Genomic DNA, 20,312 nt, shown 5'->3' on the forward strand with positions numbered 1-20,312 from the left:
ACATTAACTCGCTAACTCAACAAGGCATTTTCTCCATTTCCATCTGAGGCAAAACAAAACGCTATCCGATTTATTCTCAAGCGCTCTTTTCGACGGGAGAGGCCAAAAGCGGAAGGTCAGGATCACTTTTTTTGATTTCAAGCATTAACCTTTGTTGCCGGTTGCTTTATGATGGGCATACGGTTATAATAAAGCCGGGAGATTTTAGGCAGCCCCACGGTACTCCTTGATGCGCTTGGAGAGATGATCGAATGTTCGCCAGTGGAAGCTATAAACCATTAAAACTATTGCTGTGATAACAACTAACGGTGTAACACTTTGCCGATCAGGGGCGTTTACTGTAACCAGAGTGGTTACTCTCCTTCTTTTGCTGGCAGGTTGCAGCAGCCGTCCTGAAAAGGTGGTTGATCAGGACGGAAACAGCTACAATGCTGTTCAGATTGGATCCATGGTATGGACAGGAAAAAATCTTGATGTGGCACACTACCGGAATGGTGATGCAATTCCTGAAGTGCAGGATCCTGAAGCGTGGGCGCTTCTGAAAACAGGAGCGTGGTGTTACAACAGTAACCGGCTTGAAAATGGAAAAATCTACGGTAAACTCTATAACTGGTATGCGGTTAAAGACCCAAGAGGTCTTGCCCCGAAGGGGTGGCACGTAGCCACCGATGCTGAATGGAACAAGCTCGTGGAGCTGCTTGGCGGAAGTGAAAATGCCGGGGGTGCTATAAAATCGGCAACACTCTGGAGGGCAGAGCAGGGTAGTGTTGCCGGTAAAAGCGGCTTTGAGGCTCTTCCGGGGGGAGCCAGACGGGATAATGACGGATACTTTATGCCTCCGGGTGAATACAGCAGACTATGGTCTTCAACTGAATCCGGGGCAAAGAGTGCATGGGGCCGGTCACTCGGCTACTACGATGCGGCTCTGAGGAGAGGGATGGTTAACAAGAACATTGGCTTTTCAATTCGATGCGTCAAGGATTGACGGGCAGCGAAAACATTCGTCCCGGTCTGCTTCATGCACGCTTCAGGGCTTGCATGAGCTATTGTCCCTTGGTTTATCACCACAACCGCAACTTCCGCAGGTAGATGTCTTGATCAGGGTATAGAGCGGACAAAATCCTGTAAAGGCGGTCAGAAGCGGTATAAGGCCAACAGCTCCCCACCATGACTGATTGATGACTCCTGCGGCAATAATGGCAATCCCGATAACAATCCGGATTATTTTATCTGTTTGACCAACATTTTTCTGCATTGGAGTTCACGGTTCAGGGTTGAGTGAGATTCGATCTGTAGTAGTTACATCGTTGTCAAAGTAATAATACGATATTGTTTTATAGCAAGCAATGATCAACTCACGGGCTCTTTAGCTAACTGACTGCCTGAAGGCGGGCAGTGATCGGAGCTACAGTATTTATGATGTATAGCGGTGCTTCCGTGGTTTTTCAGGGCTTGGTGTGGTGATTGCTCTGTTTGCCGGAGCATCAAGTTAACCGTGACGGAGGGATGAGGTAATGCAACAATACCGATACGCATGACACGCAAGCACAAACAACCGTGGCGTCCGCTGCCAATCCCGCCAAACTATCTTGCCGGGATGTTTTTCTTGTTGGTCATGGCGTTCTCCGCTACAGCCTTTCTGCACTATAAAGCCCGCATTGAAGAGATTGAGAACCTGATGCACGAGGAGTCATCACTGCTGATTCATTTTCTTACCGAAGGCGCAGAAACAGCACTGATCGGCTATAACGAGATCAATGGTCTCATCACCGGCGGGCTTGCTGATCAGTTGCGACTGATAGAGCGCATGGACAGCCAGAAAGCGTTGACATCCGAAAATCTTACTGAAATTGCCGGTAAAAGCGGCATGTACCGGATCACTATTGTTGACCGTAACGGCAATCGAATTGCATGGAACACACCGCCCGATCATACACCGCTTTTTCGGAACTGTGAGCCAGCCAGTCAGCTCATGCCGATCCTTTCCGGAAAAACAGAGGTACTCAACCTCGGAATCAGGGAGAGCGAATCCGGCAAAGGACCCCGATTGGTTGTTGCCGTTGCCAGACGGCGGGGTGGTGCAATTGTCGGTAATGTTGATGCAACAAGGCTTCTCGCCATGCAGAAGCAGATCGGGCCGGGAAGACTTATTCAGCGAACAGGTACCGATGCTGCCGGGATTGCCTATATCATCTGGCAGGACTCCTCCGCTATCATTGCCGCGACCTCCAATGTAACCGAAGCCGAAACCATACAGTCTGACCCGATCCTGTCGCGTGCGCTTGAACAGAAGAGATCGACCACAAGGTTTACCACATTCAATGGCAAAAAGGTTTTTGAAGTGATTAAACCGTTCTTCTATCAGGGCAGCAGGTTCGGATTGCTTCGCATCGGACTGAAAACCGATCCGTTTATGGAGGCGGCAGAGAAGCTGCAAATCCGCATTATACTGCTTCTGGGCCTTGCATCCATAGGAGGTCTGGCGGTATTCAACCTTATCCTTACACGACGCAATGAATTGAAGGTCAAGGATGCCCTGCTTGGTGAAAAGCTCTTCTCCTCCTCCATTCTCGAAAATATGGAGGATTCAGTCATAGCCGTGAACACCGGGGGGAACATTACCCTGCTCAACAGCTCAGCAGAAAAACTTTTAAACATAACAGGGGCCGGTGCCATCGGCCACTCTCTCAGTGCTATTCTTCCTGAATGCGGAATATTGATCATGGAGTTTATGAACCGCCAGACAACGGCAAGCACAAAAGAGTTTGATTGCCGCATCAACAACACTCAATTCATCCTTGCAGGTCATTTCACTCTGATCAATGGTACGGAGAACTATCCTGATGGGGCGTTTGTCGTGTTGCGGGATATGACGGTACAGCGCTCAATGCAGTGGGTGATCGAGCGTCAGGAAAAACTCACCGCCATGGGTGAACTTGCTTCCGGGGTGGCACATGAAATCCGCAACCCGCTCAATGCTATCGGTGTTCTGGGGCAGCGCCTTGACATGGAGTTTTCTCCGGCTGAAGAGAGAGAGGAGTATCATCATCTGGTTCGAGCTATCGTTTCCGAAGTACACCGGGTCAATGCCATCATCCAGCGATTCCTGAAATTTGCCCGCCCTCCGAAGCTCATGCTGATGCCAACTGATCTGGATGATTTTATCAGGCAATACCGACCCGTACTGGAGGGTGAAGCCGAGACCGTGGGCGTGCGCTTTACGCTGAAAGCTTTTTCCGGATGCCAAATTGCTATCGACAGGGCTCAGATGCAGCAGGTATTGCTCAATCTTGTCCGGAATGCGGTCGAAGCGACAGAGCCGGGCGGGGACGTGACCGTCACGACAGGGCAGCACAACGGCAATGCGTTCATTGAGGTTGCCGATACCGGCAGGGGAATTCCCGAGGAGTTGCGCTCTCAGATATTCAATCTCTATTTTACCTCAAAGGAGGATGGTACCGGAATGGGTCTGAGCATAGCCAACCAGATTGTCCAGTCACACGGGGGAGTTATTGAAGTCGAAAGTCTTGAAAACAGGGGGAGCATTTTCAGAATCGTGCTGCCCCGGTCATGAATGGTTACTACTTGCAACATAAACGGAACGAGATAATGGATTATACGATTCTGGTGGTCGAAGACGAGCCTGTGCAACTTGAGAGCCTTGCGGGTTTTCTTTCCAAGCAGGGTTACCGGGTGCTGAAGGCTGCTAACCCTGAACAGGCAATTCTGAACATCCGGAACAGTGCGGTCGATATCGTGCTCTCCGATTTCAGGATGCCCGGCATGAGCGGGGTAAAACTTCTTGAAGCCATCAAGGAGATAAATCCCTCAATACAGGTTATCATCATGACCGCCTACGGTACGGTGGAATCAGCAACCGATGCCATGAAACTTGGAGCTGCCGATTACATCACCAAGCCGATCGACCTCTACCGCTTGCAGGTGCTGATAAGCAATATTCTTGAACGAAAACAGCTTATCAGCGAAAATCGCCTGCTTCGTCAGCAACTCACCGAGCGTTTCAGTGTTGATGGAATCATAGCAGAATCTGACGCGATGAGCCAGGTGCTCAATGTTGCGGGGAGGATCGCTGACAGCAATGCTTCAGTGCTGATTACCGGCGAAACCGGTACAGGCAAGGAGCTGATTGCCCGAAGCGTACATTTTTCCGGCTCGCGTCACAACCAACCATTCGTTGCAGTTAATTGTGCGGCACTTCCGGATACGCTCCTTGAAAGCGAGCTTTTCGGGCATGAAAAGGGGGCTTTTACCGGAGCCGACCGGCAAAGGAAAGGTCGATTTGAAACCGCTGAAGGAGGTACGCTCTTCATTGATGAGGTGGGTGAAATTCCTCTTTCTCTCCAGGTCAAGCTGCTCAGGGTATTGCAGGAGAAAACATTTGAACGCATAGGCAGCAATATTCCGATCCAGGCCAATACCCGCATTGTCGCCGCCACAAACCGGGACCTCGAAGCAATGATCAGAGAGGGTACCTTTCGCCAGGACCTCTTCTATCGGCTCAATGTTGTTTCCATACGAATTCCGCCGCTCAGGGATCGACGTGAAGATATTCCTCCACTGGTTGAAGGCTTTGTGCGTCGCTTTGCATCGGAAAACAACAAACGGATTGCCGGAATTTCAAGAGAGGCGATGGACACCCTTATGAAATACTCCTATCCCGGAAATGTCCGGGAACTTGAAAACATTATTCAGCAGTCAGTCGTGCTTACGCGTGGCGAAACCATCATGCAAAGCGATCTTCCCGTCAGGCTCAATGAGTCTCCAAAGGGCTCGAAACCGGTGATGTCAGGCGATGAAACCTTTCCGGAAAAGGTGGAAGCCTTCGAGAAGTCTTTAATTCTTGATGCACTCAGCAAGTCTGGTCAGGTGCAGACAAGAGCTGCCGAGCTTCTTGGTATCAGCGAACGGCACCTGCGTTACAAGCTCAAAAAGTACGGCATGAAATAACCGCTCAAACACCTCTTCTCCGCTGAAGCCTGCATCGACCATATCGTCGAACCGACGACCAGCTGGTCGAAACAATGGGCAGGAGTGCATAGCCCTGATTACCGGACATTACCCGCTAAATGCTATTCTGATTGGTCTTTACAGATCGCATCTCTTTTCTGGCACAGTAATTGATCCTAACAGGTGGTGGAGCATCGGGATAGAACGAACTCTGCTGTTTAAAGCGAATACACTCACCAATGAAAAGGAACAGTTACCATGAAAAAAATTATTGGAATGGCGATGATAGCGGGTTCATTCATCACGCTTTCACTATCGAATCCCCTCTATGCAAGGGGTCCTCAGGGGGGCGGTGCGGGTGGTGGAATGGGTATGGGCGGAAGCGGTACCGGAAGCAGCAACAGGGGCTTTGTTGATGCCGATAATAACGGAATCAATGACAGGGCAAGGGACACAAACAATGACGGGATTCCTGATGGCCAGGATCCAGACTATGTGCGTCCCCAGGATGGTTCGGGTGCCGGAAGAGGTGCGGTTTCAGGTAGCGGGACAGGAACACCCGTTCTTGATGGCACAGGGCCGCATGGAGCAGGAAAGGCTGCCCGTTAAGGTCGTACGTATTTTGTATTTCAGGTCCGGCAGTTTGTGAACAACATCCGGACCTGACATTTTTTACGAGGAGACGTGTAATGCTGATCACCAAAACATCACTGTGTACTTTTTTTGTTGTTACGAGTGCCATTTTTTCAGGTGCAGCTTTTGGCAGTGATTCAGCGAATGCAACAATGACCGGTTCTGTCAGCAATTCCGCTCAAAAGGAGAGTCGTGCCATGCAGAACAAACTGCAGTTCATTGATGAAGATTGCGATGGTATCAATGATATCATCCAGAACAGGGAGCGATACCCGAACACGTTTGGTGACTCACCAGCGACCTATGGCGGTAAATCAGGAGCCGGAATGTTCAGCGAGGAAGGTGTTGCCGGAAAACGAGGCGCAAGGAACTCCGCTGCAGGTGGATCTCCCGGGCGATCCGGCAGAAGGTAAAACATGATACAATCAGATAAGATTATGAGGTTATTGTTCAGTATGGCAATTATTGCGCTGTGGCCAATGATAGCAGAAGCGGAGTGGAAGAGTAAAGCCGCCATTTCAGGGAGCGCAGAGAGCAATGTCTTTCGAAACAGCTCTCCCGAAAAAGATCTCGTTACTGAAGCGGAGTTCTCTGTGGCGCATGCATGGGATCGGGAGAAATGGAGCGCCATGGCATCATTCGAGGGCAGCTCCATCAATTTCACTGATCATGCAGATCGCAACTATATCCTGCCTCAAATCACCCTTGCCGTGCAGCGCAATCTTGAAAATAAAGGATGGATTCGCAGTGGAGTACGGGCAAAAACAAGGATAGACGGGGATAACTATCAGCTCTATGACTATCAGGAATATGCGGGATTTGTGGATACAAAATTACCCCGGAACGATCATTTGACACTGCTTGCCGGTTACAGCCTGCACAACAGACGGTATGATCAATTTGAAGAGTTGGATAATCTGGAACACCAGTTGTATGGAGGGTTGCAGTTCCCGATGGAGGGCGGAAGAAACATTGCGTTTTTATCCGAACTCGGATACAGGCACTACCTCTCACCCCTCAGTGCGGGAACGACCGTTGTGCGACAGGGTTATCGGGGGCGGGGGATCGTGACAACGGGCAGCAGTAAAGAGTCTGCAAATGCCGGACAATGGGTCAATTCCCTTACCCTCTCTTCACCCGTTATTGATGACCGGACAGGTGTCAGGCTCTATGCAAAATATCGCGTCAATTTCGGGGGAAGCAATCTCCCTGTCACTGGATTGTCTGCCGACAATTTTTCGGCGGATGACCTTTTTGATGACCGGTACAGCTATGAAAGCCGGGAGTTTGGAGGGATGCTGTCGCGGACACTTCCTTATGCCGTGACGGTAAGAACGGGATATGACCAGGCGGTTAAGAACTACACTGAAACGGCACAGGATAGCAGCGGCAAAGCCGTGGCGGGGAGTCCTGAAAGAGGTGATGATTATAAACGAATATGGGCTCGAGTGGAAAAATCACTATCGTTTTCCGGCAAGGATCGGCAGTTGCGGTTGTATGGAGAGTACCAGAAGATATGGAACTCGTCAAATGATGTTTTTAACCAGTACAATGCCACTTCGACCACTGCCGGAGTTGAGCTGCTCTTTTGATGGAGCGGATCTTCTTGATCAAGGACAGTGCCGATGGCAGGTGCAGTTGAATTTTATGCGCTGCAATGCTGTTCCTATAAGAGCTTCGGATTATGGAGGATATCTGTGTTTTATTGCAATGAATTGATAGTCTGATCACTATTTCAAGGAGAGTTATCATGAAAAAAATTATGTCAATCTGTGTTCTGTCCGGTTTTTTATCGGGGCTTTCACCAGCCAGTATGACGGCAGCAACATTGAGCGGTGAGGCAATTTTTAACCGGAATTGCAGTGTCTGCCATTCCATTGCTCCGCCACCCAAAGCCGCGCCGCCGATTATGCCGCTCTCCAACCGATACCATCTAAAGTTCCAGACAAAAAAAGAGGGTGTCAATCATATGGTTGCTTATCTGAAAGCTCCCAGCAAGGCGAAAGCGGTTGATCCCCAGGCAATTACTCGATTTGGACTGATGCCCCCTCTCCGTCTGCCGGATGCAGAGTTGAGAGCCGTAGCGGAGTGGGTATGGGATCAATACAACCCGAACATGGGTACGGGCAGAGGAATGGGTCAGGGAATGGGACGAAAATGGTGAGTCCTTATCACAAAAGAGTCAAAAACCCATTTGATGCCATGAACAGACTCTTGTTTATCACGCTTGCCGAGCTGTTCACGCATACAGCAAACGCTGCGACCCCCGGTGAACAGCACGCAAGCTTTGATCACAGCAAACTGGCTCCTTCCGCGCAGTGTATACGATGCCACAGGCGTGACCAGCCGGACGATACTCTCCATCGCAAGTCGCAGGCAAACTGTTCATCGTGTCACTCTGTCACGAAATGGAAACCGGTACTATCCAGACCATGAAAAAAAAATTCTGCTGGCGGTCGTTTATAAGCCTTGGTCTTTTTATTGCCCTGCTCATGATGCTGGTTTCAGGGGTGATCCTCTACATCTCACCTCCGGGCAGGGTTGCCAACTGGACAGACTGGCGAATGATCGGATTGACCAAAAGGGGATGGCAGAATCAGCACACTATTTTCGGGTTTGCCTTTGTCCTGCTCTCTCTTTTTCACCTTTTTTTTATTAACTGGAAAGCCTTTCTCTGCTACCTGAAACTCAAGAGCAGTGAAGGTTTTACACGCCCAGCAGAGCTGGTTGCCATAACGGTTATTGCTCTGATTTTCGCAATAGGCACACATGTTGATATGCCGCCTTTTTCTGAAATTATTACATTTGGCGACGCAATAACAAACTCATGGGAGCGGAGGGAGCAGCAGGCTCCGGTGCCGCACGCTGAACTCATGACCCTTATTCAACTTGCCGAGCAACCGGGGCTTGGCGGTGATCCCGACTTGCTGGTTAACAAGCTGCAAAAGGCAGGGGTGAACGTCACTTCAAAAAATCAGACATTGGCTGATATTGCCACCATGAATGGAAAGAGTGCTGAAGAGGTTTATGCTGTTATTGCTCCTGCTGAAACCGGAAGCCATGCATTACAGGGAGGAGGTTTCGGTAAAAAAACGTTGCAGGAGATAGCCGATGAGGCTGGTGTTTCGGTGACCTCACTCCAGCTTGCACTTCGTCAAAAAGGGATTGAGGCAAAACCCGACTCCCCGCTCAAATCAATCTCTGAAAACAACAACATTGAAATGAATGAGCTGCGGAAAACTCTGGAGACGATGATCTCCAGATAGTTTTAAGGAGCAATCATGCCTTGAGTGAGGCCATGTCGATCACAAAGCGGTATTTTACGTCACTCTTCAGCATGCGCTCATAGGCTTTATTGATATCCTGAATCCTGATTACCTCTATGTCTGAGGTGATGGCGTGCCTGCCGCAAAAATCAAGCAGCTCCTGGGTTTCGGCAATCCCGCCGATAACCGAACCGGCCACCGATTTGCGGCCCATGATCAAAGGTACCGTGTTCAACATCGGATTCAGATCGCCAAGGTAACCGACAAGCACCAGTGTACCGTCCAAAGAGAGTGCGGGAATATAGGGATTGAGATCATGAACAGAGGGCACGGTGTCGATAATCAGCTCGAAGCACCCTTTGACCGCAGCCATCTGCCGTTTGTTGGTGGAGAGCACGATGGTATCGGCTCCAAGGCGACCTCCATCCTCTCTCTTGTTTTCAGAACGGGTGAAGAGCGTAACTTCAGCGCCCAAAGCTTTTGCCAGCTTCAAAGCCATGTGGCCAAGGCCACCAAGGCCGATAACCGCCACCTTACTGCCCTTGCCGATTTTCCAGTGACGAAGGGGTGACCAGGTGGTGATCCCTGCACAGAGAAGGGGAGCAACACCTTTCAGATCAACTCCGTCGGGCACTTTCAGGACAAAACTTTCCGGGACGACAATTTTTTCACTGTAGCCGCCGAATGTGGGAGTGTGATCATGGCGATCAACCGCATTGTAGGTGAATGTCGCACCCTCATGGCAATACTGCTCCAGCCCGGCTTCACACGGGGCGCAATGTCTGCACGAATCAACCATGCATCCGACACCGGCATGGTCACCCTCCCTGAAGCGGGTGACCTCCGGCCCGACCATGAGAACGCGACCGATAATTTCATGGCCCGGAACAATCGGATAGGTGCTTCCGCCCCAGTCATTGCGTACCTGATGGAGATCGGAGTGGCATACACCGCAGTAGAGAATCTCGAGAACTACATCGTCCGGCCGGGGTTCACGACGCTCAAAACGATAGGGGGCCAATGCATCCTGGGCTGAATGAGCCGCATAACCAAGTACATTCATTGTCATCGTTCTCTCCGTAAATTTATGGGCACCTCTATTTATTTATTCCGAAACCTGATTACTTCGTTGGGTGGTGCTCGAAATCCTCATGTACTACGTGTACACTCCGGTTTCTGTGCTCCATCCGCCTTGTCCTCTGGCTTCTCACGACAATAAATAGAGGCGCCCTTATTATACAGTTTCTTTCCTTGTAGCACTATTAACCTGATACACCTCCTGATGGTTTCAGAACTCAAGCCAATACCGTACAGATTTCCCTTAGCGATCCACAACTGGTTTTTTATCGTTAAGTATTTATAATTTATCTGGTATTGTGTAACGATTGTCCGGAGAAGCATCATGGATCAAGTTGAAAAAATGGCAACATTTTCACCGATGAACCTGCTCGTCGTGGATGATGAGAGCAACATCAGAAAAACGATGAAGATGTTTTTCGACTTGCAGCATCACAAGGTCACGACCGTCTCAACTCCGAAGGATGCATTGCTCGAAGCGGGGTTGCAGATCTTCGATCTTGCGTTTGTTGATATCAGGTTGGGTCTGGAGAGCGGGCTTGACCTGGTCTCTTCGCTTCTTGCCAGGTCTCCCTGGCTGAAAATTGTTGTCATTACAGCTTTTGCTTCAGTTGATACAGCGGTAGAAGCCATGAAGCGGGGTGCGGTTGACTATCTTCCCAAACCGTTTATGCCTGATCAGCTCAAGCTCGTTCTTGAAAGAGTTGCCGCAATTCGACTGCTGGAGCAGCGCATCAATCTCCTTCAGGATGATCTGGACCGGAACGATCCGGATATCTCTCTGAACTCCACGTATCCGCCCATGCAGAGGGTAATAGAGCTTGCCCGGCAGGTTTCGACTTCCGATGCAGTTGTTATGCTTCTTGGGTCGAGCGGATCGGGAAAAACCATGCTTGCAAAGCTGATTCACCGCTGGAGCCATCGATCCGATAAGCCATTCGGTGTTATATCCTGTCCATCCCTTAGCCAGGAACTTCTGGAAAGCGAGCTGTTCGGCCACGTCAAGGGAGCGTTTACCGGTGCACTCAGGGAGAATCCCGGACGTGTTGCGAGTTGTGAAGGCGGTACCCTGTTTCTTGACGAGATCGGTGAACTTCCGCTTTCGATCCAGTCGAAACTTCTTCGATTCATACAGGAACGGGAGTATGAACGCGTCGGCGATCAGCGCACCCGAAAAGCAAATGTGCGGATCATCGCCGCTACCAATGCTGATCTGAAGTCAGCGGTAGCTTCAGGCACGTTCAGGGAGGATCTCTACTATCGCCTCGATGTCATTCAGATAACATTACCGTCTCTGTCCGAGCGATGCGGGGATATAGCGGAGATAGCCGCTAACATGCTTGCTTTTTTCAATGCAGAGAACCATAAGGCTATTCAGGGATTCAGCCCCGGGGTGCTTAAAATTTTCCGGGACTATGGTTGGCCCGGAAATATTCGTGAGCTTCGAAATGTGGTGGAACGGGCAGTGATTCTCTGTACGACGTCATTAATTGGAGAGGAGCTTCTGCCTGACTCAATGGCTTCAGCGGTGCAGCCACAAATCAGAATTGGTGACAGAATAAAACTGGAAAAAATCGAGGAGTTGCACATTCGCAGGGTGCTTGCTTCAACCTCCTCGGTTCATGAAGCGGCCGAGGTATTGGAAATCGACAAGGCAACACTCTGGCGCAAGCGCAAGCAGTTCGGGATTTAAACACAGCAGTTCTCACATTAATTGTTTACGACAATTTTCGAGGTACCCTTCCCCTTTTCCCATCAGTTTACCCGATTGACGCTTCCTCCTGTCACGGACGGCGTTGAATTTTGCACGATTGCATGACCTGCGAGCGTGCATTTTGTTACTGACAACCCCTCCTTTCCTGCCAGGTTCGCCCGGAAACCCTTGATCCTGTGTATGGCACGCGATTTGTCTTGAAAGAGATAAACATCGGATTATGAAAATCGGAATCAGACAGAAACTCCTGCTCGGCCTTGGTGGAATGCTGGTCATTATCGCGGCCATCAGCTTCATGACCATCCGCCAGATTGACGAGCTCGGGAGCTCCCTCGGCATCGTGCTGAAACAGAATTACCTGAGCGTAGTGGCTTGTCAGGATATGAAAGATGCCCTTGAAAGAATAGACAGCGGGGTGTTGAACAGCTTTATCGGCAATCACGAGGATGGGGTGCAGATGGTGAACGAGCATAAAGCGAAGTTTAACGATGCACTCAGCCGTGAACTGCACAATATCACCCTGCCGGGAGAACAGGAAAGAGCTGATCGGGTTCGCTCTCTGTCAGCAGAATACTTTGGAACGCTCTCCATAGTCATGGACAGTTCGAAACCCGAGTCTCTGCGGCGCACACTCTACTATAAAAAGCTGGTACCGATGTTTGATGAACTCAAGGTGGTTGCGCGGGAGATTTTTGAGTTGAATGAATCAAGCATGATTTCGGAAAAAAATGCCACACGTGACCTCTCAATTTCAGCCCGCTGGAGGGTGCTTTCCATCGGAACGGTCAGTGTTCTGGTTGCTCTTCTTTTAGGATATCAGATTCAGCGATGGGTTCTGAATCCATTGCGAAACCTGATTAAAACTACGGAAGAGATCCGTCGCGGTAATCTTGACGTTGTCCTCCAGACGGCTGCTGAAGACGAGGTAGGCCAGTTGTCCCGTTCATTCAATGCCATGCTGGTTGCCCTGCGTCAGAACCGGAACACCGAGATGGCAAATCTGGTCAGGAGCCGCAAGCTGACAGAAGATATTTTCAGGGTCTTGCCTTTTCCTGTGGCTCTTCTTGACCCCCGGAGTATAGTAACGATTGCGACCGAAAAAGCGGTCAATTTTTTTAGCCTGAAACCGGGAGTTTCGGTCACTGCGCTTCCATTTTCCTGGATCCCGGAGCTTCTCGAAACGTCAATTGCCAATCTGCGACCGGCAGGACTTGCGGAAGATGGCTATGTGCAGCAATTCGTCGGGAACAAGGAGTATTTCTTTCAGCCTGTTGCCGTGCCGATTGTATCTGAATCAGGTGAAGTCACCGGCTCGATTCTGATGATCAGCGATGTGACGCAGTTACATGAACAACAGGAGATGAAACGGGGCGTGTTATCGACGGTTTCGCATCAGCTTAAAACACCCTTAACCTCTCTGCGCATGTCAATTCACCTGTTGCTGCAGGAAGAGGTTGGGGAGCTCAATGTGCAGCAGACCGAATTGATGGTCGGAGCCAGGGAGGATTGTGAACGGCTGGTCGAAATGCTTGATGATCTGCTTGATCTGAACCGCATCGAATCGGGCAAAGGCCAGCTCGAACCCCGTCCGGTGCAGCCTTCAGTGCTTGTTCGGGAGGGTATAGAGTCTTTTCTCGCTGAAGCCAGAGACCGGAATGTTACCCTGACCGTAACTACTGCTGACGAACTCTCCGATGTCGTTGCCGATCCCTCTGCGGTAAGGCATATTTTCGCCAATCTGCTTTCAAATGCCCTTCGATTTACCATGCCCGGCGGAACCGTAAAGGTGGGAGCCGGAATGAACGGCAATTTTGTCCGGTTTTTCGTCGAAGATACCGGTTCGGGAATTGCTTCTGAACATTTGACGCACCTCTTTGAGCAGTTTTACAGGGCTCCCGGTCAGGATGAACGATCAGGTGTAGGCCTGGGGCTTTCAATTGTAAAGGAGCTCGTCGACGCCCAGGGCGGAAAGGTCACATCACAAAGCCAGCCGGGCAAAGGCTCCTGCTTCAGCTTTACGTTACCTCTCCATAAACAACAGCTTTCAAATGTGAATATTTTCAACAAAAAAGAGGCGGTATAAATATGAACACCTATCAGACCATGTATCTCGGGCTACTTATTTTTTTGCTTTTGCTCGGCCTTGCAGCCTTGCTTCACCCCCTGACCGGAGGTTTTTAAAATGGAATATTTCGTCTTGCCAGTGCTGGTCGCCTGTGCGGTCTATCTGATGATCGCCGTCGTTTCACCCGAAAAATTTTAATGGAGTCCTGTATGCAAATAGTGATGCTTTTGCTTTTTCTTGCACTGCCTGTTCTGCTTTCATGGCCGCTCGGCCGCTTCATGACAGCAGTCATGAATCCACCGGCCAAATCCGCTGATGGCTTGCTGGCAATTCTTTTGAGAAAAACCGGAGGAAGGATGCTTGACAGGGAACAGGAGTGGAAAGGATATCTGTTCTCCATGCTGACCTTCAATGCCATCATGTTCGGAGCCGTTGTCCTCATGCTCGCTCTTCAGCATTTGCTTCCGCTCAATCCGGACGGCAAGGGGGCTCTGGAAGTGAGTCTGATTTTCAATACGGCGGCTTCATTCGTGACCAACACCAACCTGCAGCACTATTCCGGGGAGGTGTCGATGAGTTATTTCACCCAGCTTTTCGCCCTGACGTGGCTACAGTTTGTTTCGGCAGCGACAGGCATTGCCTGCCTGACCGCTTTAGCCAGGGCTCTGGCAGGAAACACGCTTATCGGCAACTTTTACCGCGATCTGCTCCGCTCAACCCTCTTCATTCTTCTTCCGCTTTCGGTTGCAGTCGCTCTGTTGCTCGTGGCTGGCGGAGTGCCCATGACTTTTGAAGGAGCGGCAGCAGCAAGAACGCTGGAAGGGGCGATGCAGGCCATCGCGCGGGGACCGGTGGCGGCCATGGTAGCCATCAAACAGCTCGGTACGAACGGCGGAGGATTTTTTGGCCCTAATTCGACACACCCTTTCGAAAACCCGACGTTTCTGACCAATTATATCGAATGCACGAGTATTCCTCTGATTGCTATGGCAACGGTATGGATGTTCGGACGCATAACCGGGCGGATGCGCCATGCTGCAGTGATCTTTTCGGTAATGCTGCTGCTGCTGATTCTGAAATCGGGCATCGCGCTCAATCTGGAGAGCGCTCCGGCCATGGCATTTAACGGATTACCAATTGAAAGCGTATCAAATCTCGAAGGCAAGGAGCTGCGTTTCGGGCCCGGGACTTCGGCAATATGGGCAGCCGTCACAACGGCGACCAGCAACGGCTCGGTCAACTGCATGCACGACAGCCTCAACCCGCTGACCGGTCTGGTACCGCTTGCAGGAATGTGGCTGAATGTGATTTTCGGCGGAGTGGGAGTCGGATTCATCAATATGTTCATTTTTATCATTGTCGGCGTCTTTATCTGCGGCATGATGGTCGGCAGAACACCCGAGTACTGCGCCCGGAAGGTGGAGACTCATGAAATGAAACTTGCGCTGCTCGCCCTGCTGGTTCATCCGCTGCTTATTCTTGTCGGAACGGCTGTTTTCGCATCAACCTCATGGGGAGCAGGCAGTGTACTCAACAAGGGAGCTCACGGTTTTTCCGAAATTCTCTACGAGTTCAGTTCAGCGGCAGCCAACAACGGCTCCGGATTCGAAGGCCTCGGTGACAACACCGTGCCCTGGAATGTGGCGACCGGTCTGGTCATGCTTCTGGGTCGTTTTATCCCGATCATTCTGCCGCTGGCAATCGCCGGTTCCATGGCGGCCAAGAAACCCGTTCCGGAAACCATCGGCACGCTTCGCATTGATACGCCACTCTTCGCCGTCGTCATTCTCGGCAGCGTTCTCTTGATTGGAGCACTGCTCTTTATGCCTGTCGCAGTGCTTGGCCCGGTGGCCGACTACCTTTCGACTTCAATTCAATAAATGAATCAAGCAACAATGATGAATAACCATGACAGCAGTAACACTGCGAGCATACAAGTAGAGAGCCTTCCGGGTAAAACAGAACGGAGGAGAGCACGAAACGCTTCGATATTCGAAGGCTCGCTGGTCAGAGCCGCAATTGTTCAGTCGTTCAGCATGCTCAATCCGGTGGTCATGGCCAAAAATCCCGTCATGTTCATTACCGAAATCGGAGCTGTATTGACGACGTTAATTACGATCTATGACGCTTTGACGGGAAAGGGAGGTCTGATTTACAATTTTGCCGTGCTGCTCGTTCTCTGGCTGACCGTACTCTTTTCAAATTTTGCTGAATCGCTTGCCGAAGCACGCGGCAAGGCGCAGGCTGACTCACTCAAACGTACACGGCAGAGCACGATAGCCAACAGGCTTCGTGACGGAAACGTGACGCAGGTCAATTCGGATGACTTGAAGGAAGGCGATCTGGTCGTTGTTTCCGTTGGCGAACTCATCCCCGGTGATGGCGAGGTTGCCGAAGGCGTAGCGATGGTTGATGAGTCAGCCATAACCGGCGAATCGGCACCGGTTGTCAGGGAGGCCGGTGGCGACCGTTCAGGTGTTGTGGGGGGCACCAGGGTCATCTCCGACCGGATTGTAGTGAAAATCACCGTCTCGGCAGGAAACTCGTTTCTCGACCGGATGATTGCGCTGGTCGAAGGGGCTGTGCGACAGAAAACTCCGAATGAACTTGCCCTGACGGTAACGCTTGCCGGTTTGACCCTTGCATTTCTGATGGTGACCGGTACACTCTGGCCGATCGGCAGGTATTTCGGCATCAACCTTTCAGTGCCCACGCTTGTTGCCCTGCTGGTCTGCCTTATTCCGACAACCATAGGCGCCCTGCTCTCCGCTATCGGGCTTGCAGGAATGGACCGTGCACTTTCGGCCAATGTACTTGCCAAGAGCGGAAAGGCCGTCGAGCTTGCCGGCGATATTGACACTCTGCTGCTCGACAAGACAGGGACCATCACCATGGGCAATCGCCAGGCCACCAGCTTCATTGCGTTGCACGGAGTTGACGGCAGAGAACTTGCCAGAGTTGCCATGGAGGCCTCGTTCGGCGACCAGACTCCGGAAGGACGATCCATAGTCACACTTGGAGAGACCATCCTTGGAGAGGAGGCCCCCGCTGAACCGGCAGGAGCTGAAGTGATTGCCTTTTCGGCGCAGACCCGACTGAGCGGAATGGATATGGCCGACGGGCGGCAGTTGCGCAAAGGGGCCGGAGATGCGGTTCAACAATACATCAAGGATCATGCGGGAACGCTTCCGGGTGAGCTCCAGGAAATTATTGATGTTGTTGCCCGTAAAGGGATGACTCCGCTTGTTGTTGCCGAGGGCAGCCGGGCACTTGGTGTAGTAGAGCTCTCCGACGTGCTCAAGCCGGGAATCACCGACCGGTTCAGACGATTGCGCTCCATGGGTCTGCGGGTCGTGATGGTTACCGGCGACAATCCGCTGACTGCGGCTGAAATTGCACGACAGTCGGGTGTAGACGACTATATAGCTGAAGCGAAACCTGAAGACAAACTACAATATATCCGCAAGGAACAACACTCGGGACGGCTCGTCGCCATGATGGGTGACGGCACCAACGATGCTCCGGCCCTTGCTCAGGCGGATATCGGGGTGGCCATGAATTCGGGTACTCAGGCTGCCAAGGAGGCAGGCAACATGGTTGATCTTGACAGCGATCCGACCAAGCTTATCGAAATTATCGAGATCGGCAAGCAGCTTCTGATGACTCGCGGTGCGCTGACCACCTTTTCCATTGCCAATGATGTCGCAAAATATTTTGCCATCATTCCGGCCATGTTCCTGCTTGCAATACCCGGCCTTCGCGTACTCAACATCATGCAGCTCTCGACACCGAACAGCGCCATACTTTCTGCGCTGATCTTTAATGCAATCATTATCCCCATGCTCATCCCGATTGCTATCAGGGGCGTCAAATACCGTCCTCTCGGGGCTGAGGCACTGTTGCGCAACAATCTACTCGTTTATGGTGTCGGCGGTGTCGTGGTCCCTTTTATGGGCATCAAGCTGATCGACATGCTCTTATCAATCACCGGTTTATTCTGAACACAGGACCCATATGAAAACCACACTTATGAAAGATACCGGAAGCAATCTCGGTGCATCGCTCAGAATCGCACTTGCAACCATCATGCTCTGCGGAGGCCTCTATCCTCTGGTTATTTTCAGCTTCGCCCGCCTGGCGACCCCGGAGAGCGCTTCCGGATCGCTAATTCGAGACCGGAGGGGAACGGTTGTCGGCAGCCGGTTGATCTCTCAGTCCTTCAGCAAACCCGGCTATTTCTGGCCAAGACCTTCAGCACCCAAATACGATGCTTCGGCAGCCGCAGGAAGCAATCTCTCTCCTGCCAGCCCTGAAGTGCGCTCTCGTGCCATGCAGACAATCAAAGTGTTTGGCGCAGATTCCCGTCACCCCCTTCCTGCTGATCTTGCTGCGGCATCCGGCAGCGGGCTGGATCCCTTTATTACGCTTCAGGCTGCGCTCTTTCAGGCGCCAAGGGTTGCCGCTGCAAGAGGCATGACGCCTGGCGGTGTTGAAGCAGCGATTCGCCGTCAGAGCAAGGAAGAGCGGATTTTCCCGTCCGGCGAGGGGCTTGTCAATGTTCTGGTATTGAATATGGAACTTGATGCCGTGCAGAAAAATAATATTGCTCCTCGACAGTAAAACAAGGAGAGTTTGGCAATGGAAGAGAGCAGAATGGAAGAGAGCCGGGCGGAGAGTTTTCTCCGGTTGATAAAACAATCGCAGCGGGGTCGCCTGAGAATTTACCTCGGCTACTGCGCCGGCGTGGGTAAAACCTATCAGATGCTGCTTGAAGCCCGGCGTCTACAGCAACAGGGAGTTGATGTTGTTATAGGTATTGTCGAAACGCACGGCAGAAAAGAGACGGAAGCTTTGCTTGAAAACCTTGAAATCATCCCCCGTAAAGCGCTGACCTACCGTGGTATTGAAATCAGCGAAATGGATATCGATGCCATTATCAAGCGTCGTCCCGCCGTGGTGCTGGTTGATGAGCTCGCACATACCAATGTGCCGGGCTCCAGGAATGCAAAGCGGTACCAGGATGTCGAGGAGATTCTCGGAACAGGCATCCATGTAGTTTCGACACTCAACATCCAGCATCTTGAAAGCCTTTATGAAACCGTTGAAAAGGCAACCGGTGTAAAGGTCAAGGAGCGCCTTCCAGACCGGATCGCCCTGCAGGCCGATCAACTGGTAAACGTGGATATTGCCACCGATGACCTCTTGCAGCGGCTTAAAGAGGGCAAGGTTTATCTTGCCGGCAAGGCAGAATCGGCTCTCTCCAATTTTTTCAGGGAGGAAAACCTTGAGCAGTTGAGAGAGCTGACCCTTCGCGAGGTGGCTGCCCAAATCGACTCAAGCCGCAGGAGCCCTCAGCAGGATGAGCCGTCGTCAAGTCCGGATCAGGTTATGGTCTGCCTGAGCTCAAGGTCAGAAAACAGTGAGGCGTTGCTGCGGTATGCCTCAAGAATAGCGGGCCGTCTGAATCGCAACTGGTACGCTGTCTATGTACAAAGCCTTTCAGAGAGCCCTGAAATGATTGATGCCGGCATTCAGCGCAGGCTTTCCAATACGCTTGCCCTTGCCCAGCAGCTTGGTGCGACTGTTTTTATTTACAAGGGCAACGATATTGTATCAACCATCCTCCAGTTTGCAAAAGAGTACCGGGTAGGGCACATTGTGGTCGGCAATTCGGGAGAGCGGCTCTCCCTTTTGCATCGCCTGACAGGGAAACGTCCGATGATCAAACGGCTGATAGAGGAGAGTCACGGCATCACCATCGTCGTACCCGATATCCGCCGCCCGGATGAACGCAAAAAAAAGCCGCTTACCGCAAAATATCTCTCGGATATTCGAGCCAATCTGATGGGCAAGCCACTGGAGCCAGATGACCGTGAGGCTCCGATTTTTCATTCCAATGTCCTGCTCTGGAACGAAGTGCTCGAAAAGGAGCCAGCTATCCATCAACTGCTCGATACAATTTGCCTTACACACTCCGACATTCCGTTCGATTATGCATGGAGAGCACTGCTCGAACGGGAAAAACAGGGCGCGACCTTTATCGGTGAAGAGATTGCCATACCCCATGCCCGGCTCGAAGGAATCACCGAAACCGTTCTTGCAATCGGAGTCAGCAAGCTCGGTATTTGTGATCCTGATTCACAGAATACGGCAACGATCATGTTTCTCATGCTCTCTCCCGTCAATCGTCCGGACAGCCATATCAAGCTGCTGGGGATGATCAGCAAAATGGCAGGTGACAGTCAATGGCGTGCTGCCATGCATCAGGCTAAATCGGAAATCGAAGTCAAACAGATTCTCCGGCACTGGATTGCAGGGCAGAAAAAAAGATAAAAGGCGAGTAATAACGCAGTTAATGGAACCGGAAATAAAAAGGGGGGTGACATGTCACAGCAAACAATACATATAAGCTGGAACACAAACATTCACTCGGAAAAGTGGCACGTGGATGTTTTGAGGAACAACTGCCAGGGAGAGCACGAGTTAATCCTCAGTAGTGAGAGTGCCGATTTTCCGGTTGATGTAGAAGAATTCGGGCCATTTGAAGAGGATCTGTTGATCCAGTCGCTTAAAGATGCATTTCCCGGTG

The 20,312-nt window shown here is 51.2% G+C and carries 18 protein-coding genes; 16 read left to right on the forward strand and 2 right to left on the reverse strand.

The genetic code is table 11. The annotated features are described in order from the left end of the window. Positions 1-286 precede the first annotated feature (286 nt). The gene (locus BOO20_RS00095) at positions 287-985 is read left to right on the forward strand and encodes a fibrobacter succinogenes major paralogous domain-containing protein (RefSeq protein ID WP_083694448.1); all 699 of its coding nucleotides are present in this window, start codon (positions 287-289) and stop codon (positions 983-985) included. 42 nt (positions 986-1,027) lie between these two features. On the opposite strand, the gene BOO20_RS00100 is transcribed toward BOO20_RS00095, so the two are convergent. After that, positions 1,028-1,255, reverse strand: a complete 228-nt coding sequence (locus BOO20_RS00100; protein ID WP_006367289.1) for a DUF2892 domain-containing protein — start codon at positions 1,253-1,255, stop codon at positions 1,028-1,030. Between the two features lie 279 nt (positions 1,256-1,534). Here BOO20_RS00100 and BOO20_RS00105 point away from each other — a divergent pair, with 279 nt between their 5' ends. The 8 genes from BOO20_RS00105 to BOO20_RS00135 all read left to right on the forward strand — a co-directional run bounded on the left by BOO20_RS00105 (position 1,535) and on the right by BOO20_RS00135 (position 8,867). Then, entirely contained in the window at positions 1,535-3,574 is a 2,040-nt protein-coding gene (locus BOO20_RS00105) for an ATP-binding protein (RefSeq protein ID WP_076789010.1), read from the forward strand. A 35-nt stretch (positions 3,575-3,609) separates the two neighbouring features. Next, positions 3,610-4,968 (forward strand): sigma-54 dependent transcriptional regulator, encoded by a 1,359-nt coding sequence (locus tag BOO20_RS00110; RefSeq protein WP_076789014.1) that lies wholly within the window; start codon positions 3,610-3,612, stop codon positions 4,966-4,968. A gap of 258 nt (positions 4,969-5,226) precedes the next feature. Continuing rightward, a complete protein-coding gene (locus tag BOO20_RS00115) occupies positions 5,227-5,577 on the forward strand; it encodes a hypothetical protein (protein WP_076789018.1) in 351 nt (116 codons plus the stop codon). Between the two features lie 80 nt (positions 5,578-5,657). After that, positions 5,658-6,014: a hypothetical protein gene (locus tag BOO20_RS00120; RefSeq protein ID WP_076789020.1), complete on the forward strand. Its 357-nt coding sequence runs from the start codon at positions 5,658-5,660 to the stop codon at positions 6,012-6,014. Between the two features lie 24 nt (positions 6,015-6,038). Next, the gene (locus BOO20_RS00125) at positions 6,039-7,193 is read left to right on the forward strand and encodes a hypothetical protein (RefSeq protein WP_158068717.1); all 1,155 of its coding nucleotides are present in this window, start codon (positions 6,039-6,041) and stop codon (positions 7,191-7,193) included. A gap of 158 nt (positions 7,194-7,351) precedes the next feature. After that, positions 7,352-7,765, forward strand: coding sequence for a cytochrome c (locus BOO20_RS00130; protein ID WP_076789027.1), 414 nt, complete (start codon positions 7,352-7,354; stop codon positions 7,763-7,765). 38 nt (positions 7,766-7,803) lie between these two features. After that, positions 7,804-8,037, forward strand: coding sequence for a hypothetical protein (locus BOO20_RS12660; protein WP_144277089.1), 234 nt, complete (start codon positions 7,804-7,806; stop codon positions 8,035-8,037). After that, positions 8,034-8,867: a DUF4405 domain-containing protein gene (locus tag BOO20_RS00135; protein ID WP_076789048.1), complete on the forward strand. Its 834-nt coding sequence runs from the start codon at positions 8,034-8,036 to the stop codon at positions 8,865-8,867. Before BOO20_RS12660 ends, BOO20_RS00135 begins: the two co-directional genes overlap by 4 nt. Positions 8,868-8,880: 13 nt before the next feature. Here the strand turns inward: BOO20_RS00135 and BOO20_RS00140 are convergent, their stop codons facing one another. Beyond that, on the reverse strand, positions 8,881-9,936 hold the full coding sequence (locus BOO20_RS00140; RefSeq protein ID WP_076789029.1) for an NAD(P)-dependent alcohol dehydrogenase: 1,056 nt from the start codon (positions 9,934-9,936) through the stop codon (positions 8,881-8,883). Positions 9,937-10,269: 333 nt separating this feature from the next. On the opposite strand from BOO20_RS00140, the gene BOO20_RS00150 reads away from it, so the two are divergent. From BOO20_RS00150 to BOO20_RS13010, 7 genes are all read left to right on the forward strand, one after another. Next, a complete protein-coding gene (locus BOO20_RS00150) occupies positions 10,270-11,637 on the forward strand; it encodes a sigma-54 dependent transcriptional regulator (RefSeq protein WP_076789035.1) in 1,368 nt (455 codons plus the stop codon). 241 nt (positions 11,638-11,878) lie between these two features. Next, a complete protein-coding gene (locus BOO20_RS00155) occupies positions 11,879-13,741 on the forward strand; it encodes a HAMP domain-containing histidine kinase (protein ID WP_076789037.1) in 1,863 nt (620 codons plus the stop codon). Positions 13,742-13,932: 191 nt separating this feature from the next. Next, positions 13,933-15,603: a potassium-transporting ATPase subunit KdpA gene (kdpA, locus tag BOO20_RS00160; protein WP_076789051.1), complete on the forward strand. Its 1,671-nt coding sequence runs from the start codon at positions 13,933-13,935 to the stop codon at positions 15,601-15,603. A gap of 15 nt (positions 15,604-15,618) precedes the next feature. Next, entirely contained in the window at positions 15,619-17,724 is a 2,106-nt protein-coding gene (kdpB, locus tag BOO20_RS00165) for a potassium-transporting ATPase subunit KdpB (protein WP_076789040.1), read from the forward strand. Between the two features lie 13 nt (positions 17,725-17,737). Then, positions 17,738-18,343 carry a potassium-transporting ATPase subunit C gene (locus BOO20_RS00170; RefSeq protein WP_076789043.1) on the forward strand — a complete coding sequence of 202 codons (606 nt, stop codon included), beginning with the start codon at positions 17,738-17,740 and terminating at the stop codon, positions 18,341-18,343. 18 nt (positions 18,344-18,361) lie between these two features. Next, positions 18,362-20,056 (forward strand): PTS sugar transporter subunit IIA, encoded by a 1,695-nt coding sequence (locus BOO20_RS00175; protein ID WP_233120834.1) that lies wholly within the window; start codon positions 18,362-18,364, stop codon positions 20,054-20,056. 51 nt (positions 20,057-20,107) lie between these two features. Then, on the forward strand, positions 20,108-20,312 hold a 205-nt coding region (locus tag BOO20_RS13010; RefSeq protein WP_233120835.1), incomplete at its 3' end, for a hypothetical protein.

Origin of the sequence: Chlorobium sp. KB01, from assembly GCF_001975465.1 — a bacterium.
Classification (GTDB): Bacteria; Bacteroidota; Chlorobiia; order Chlorobiales; family Chlorobiaceae; genus Chlorobium.

What these genes read in the sequence shown, in the direction of transcription:
- BOO20_RS00135 (WP_076789048.1), top strand. Translation starts at nt 8,034, where the DNA reads ATGAAAAAAAAATTCTGCTGGCGGTCGTTTATAAGCCTTGGTCTTTTT.
- BOO20_RS00100 (WP_006367289.1), bottom strand. Translation starts at nt 1,255, where the DNA reads ATGCAGAAAAATGTTGGTCAAACAGATAAAATAATCCGGATTGTTATC.
- BOO20_RS00115 (WP_076789018.1), top strand. Translation starts at nt 5,227, where the DNA reads ATGAAAAAAATTATTGGAATGGCGATGATAGCGGGTTCATTCATCACG.
- BOO20_RS00140 (WP_076789029.1), bottom strand. Translation starts at nt 9,936, where the DNA reads ATGACAATGAATGTACTTGGTTATGCGGCTCATTCAGCCCAGGATGCA.
- kdpA (WP_076789051.1), top strand. Translation starts at nt 13,933, where the DNA reads ATGCAAATAGTGATGCTTTTGCTTTTTCTTGCACTGCCTGTTCTGCTT.
- BOO20_RS00175 (WP_233120834.1), top strand. Translation starts at nt 18,362, where the DNA reads ATGGAAGAGAGCAGAATGGAAGAGAGCCGGGCGGAGAGTTTTCTCCGG.
- BOO20_RS00170 (WP_076789043.1), top strand. Translation starts at nt 17,738, where the DNA reads ATGAAAACCACACTTATGAAAGATACCGGAAGCAATCTCGGTGCATCG.
- BOO20_RS00150 (WP_076789035.1), top strand. Translation starts at nt 10,270, where the DNA reads ATGGATCAAGTTGAAAAAATGGCAACATTTTCACCGATGAACCTGCTC.
- BOO20_RS00125 (WP_158068717.1), top strand. Translation starts at nt 6,039, where the DNA reads ATGAGGTTATTGTTCAGTATGGCAATTATTGCGCTGTGGCCAATGATA.
- BOO20_RS00130 (WP_076789027.1), top strand. Translation starts at nt 7,352, where the DNA reads ATGAAAAAAATTATGTCAATCTGTGTTCTGTCCGGTTTTTTATCGGGG.
- kdpB (WP_076789040.1), top strand. Translation starts at nt 15,619, where the DNA reads ATGATGAATAACCATGACAGCAGTAACACTGCGAGCATACAAGTAGAG.
- BOO20_RS00155 (WP_076789037.1), top strand. Translation starts at nt 11,879, where the DNA reads ATGAAAATCGGAATCAGACAGAAACTCCTGCTCGGCCTTGGTGGAATG.
- BOO20_RS00105 (WP_076789010.1), top strand. Translation starts at nt 1,535, where the DNA reads ATGACACGCAAGCACAAACAACCGTGGCGTCCGCTGCCAATCCCGCCA.
- BOO20_RS00120 (WP_076789020.1), top strand. Translation starts at nt 5,658, where the DNA reads ATGCTGATCACCAAAACATCACTGTGTACTTTTTTTGTTGTTACGAGT.
- BOO20_RS12660 (WP_144277089.1), top strand. Translation starts at nt 7,804, where the DNA reads ATGAACAGACTCTTGTTTATCACGCTTGCCGAGCTGTTCACGCATACA.
- BOO20_RS00110 (WP_076789014.1), top strand. Translation starts at nt 3,610, where the DNA reads ATGGATTATACGATTCTGGTGGTCGAAGACGAGCCTGTGCAACTTGAG.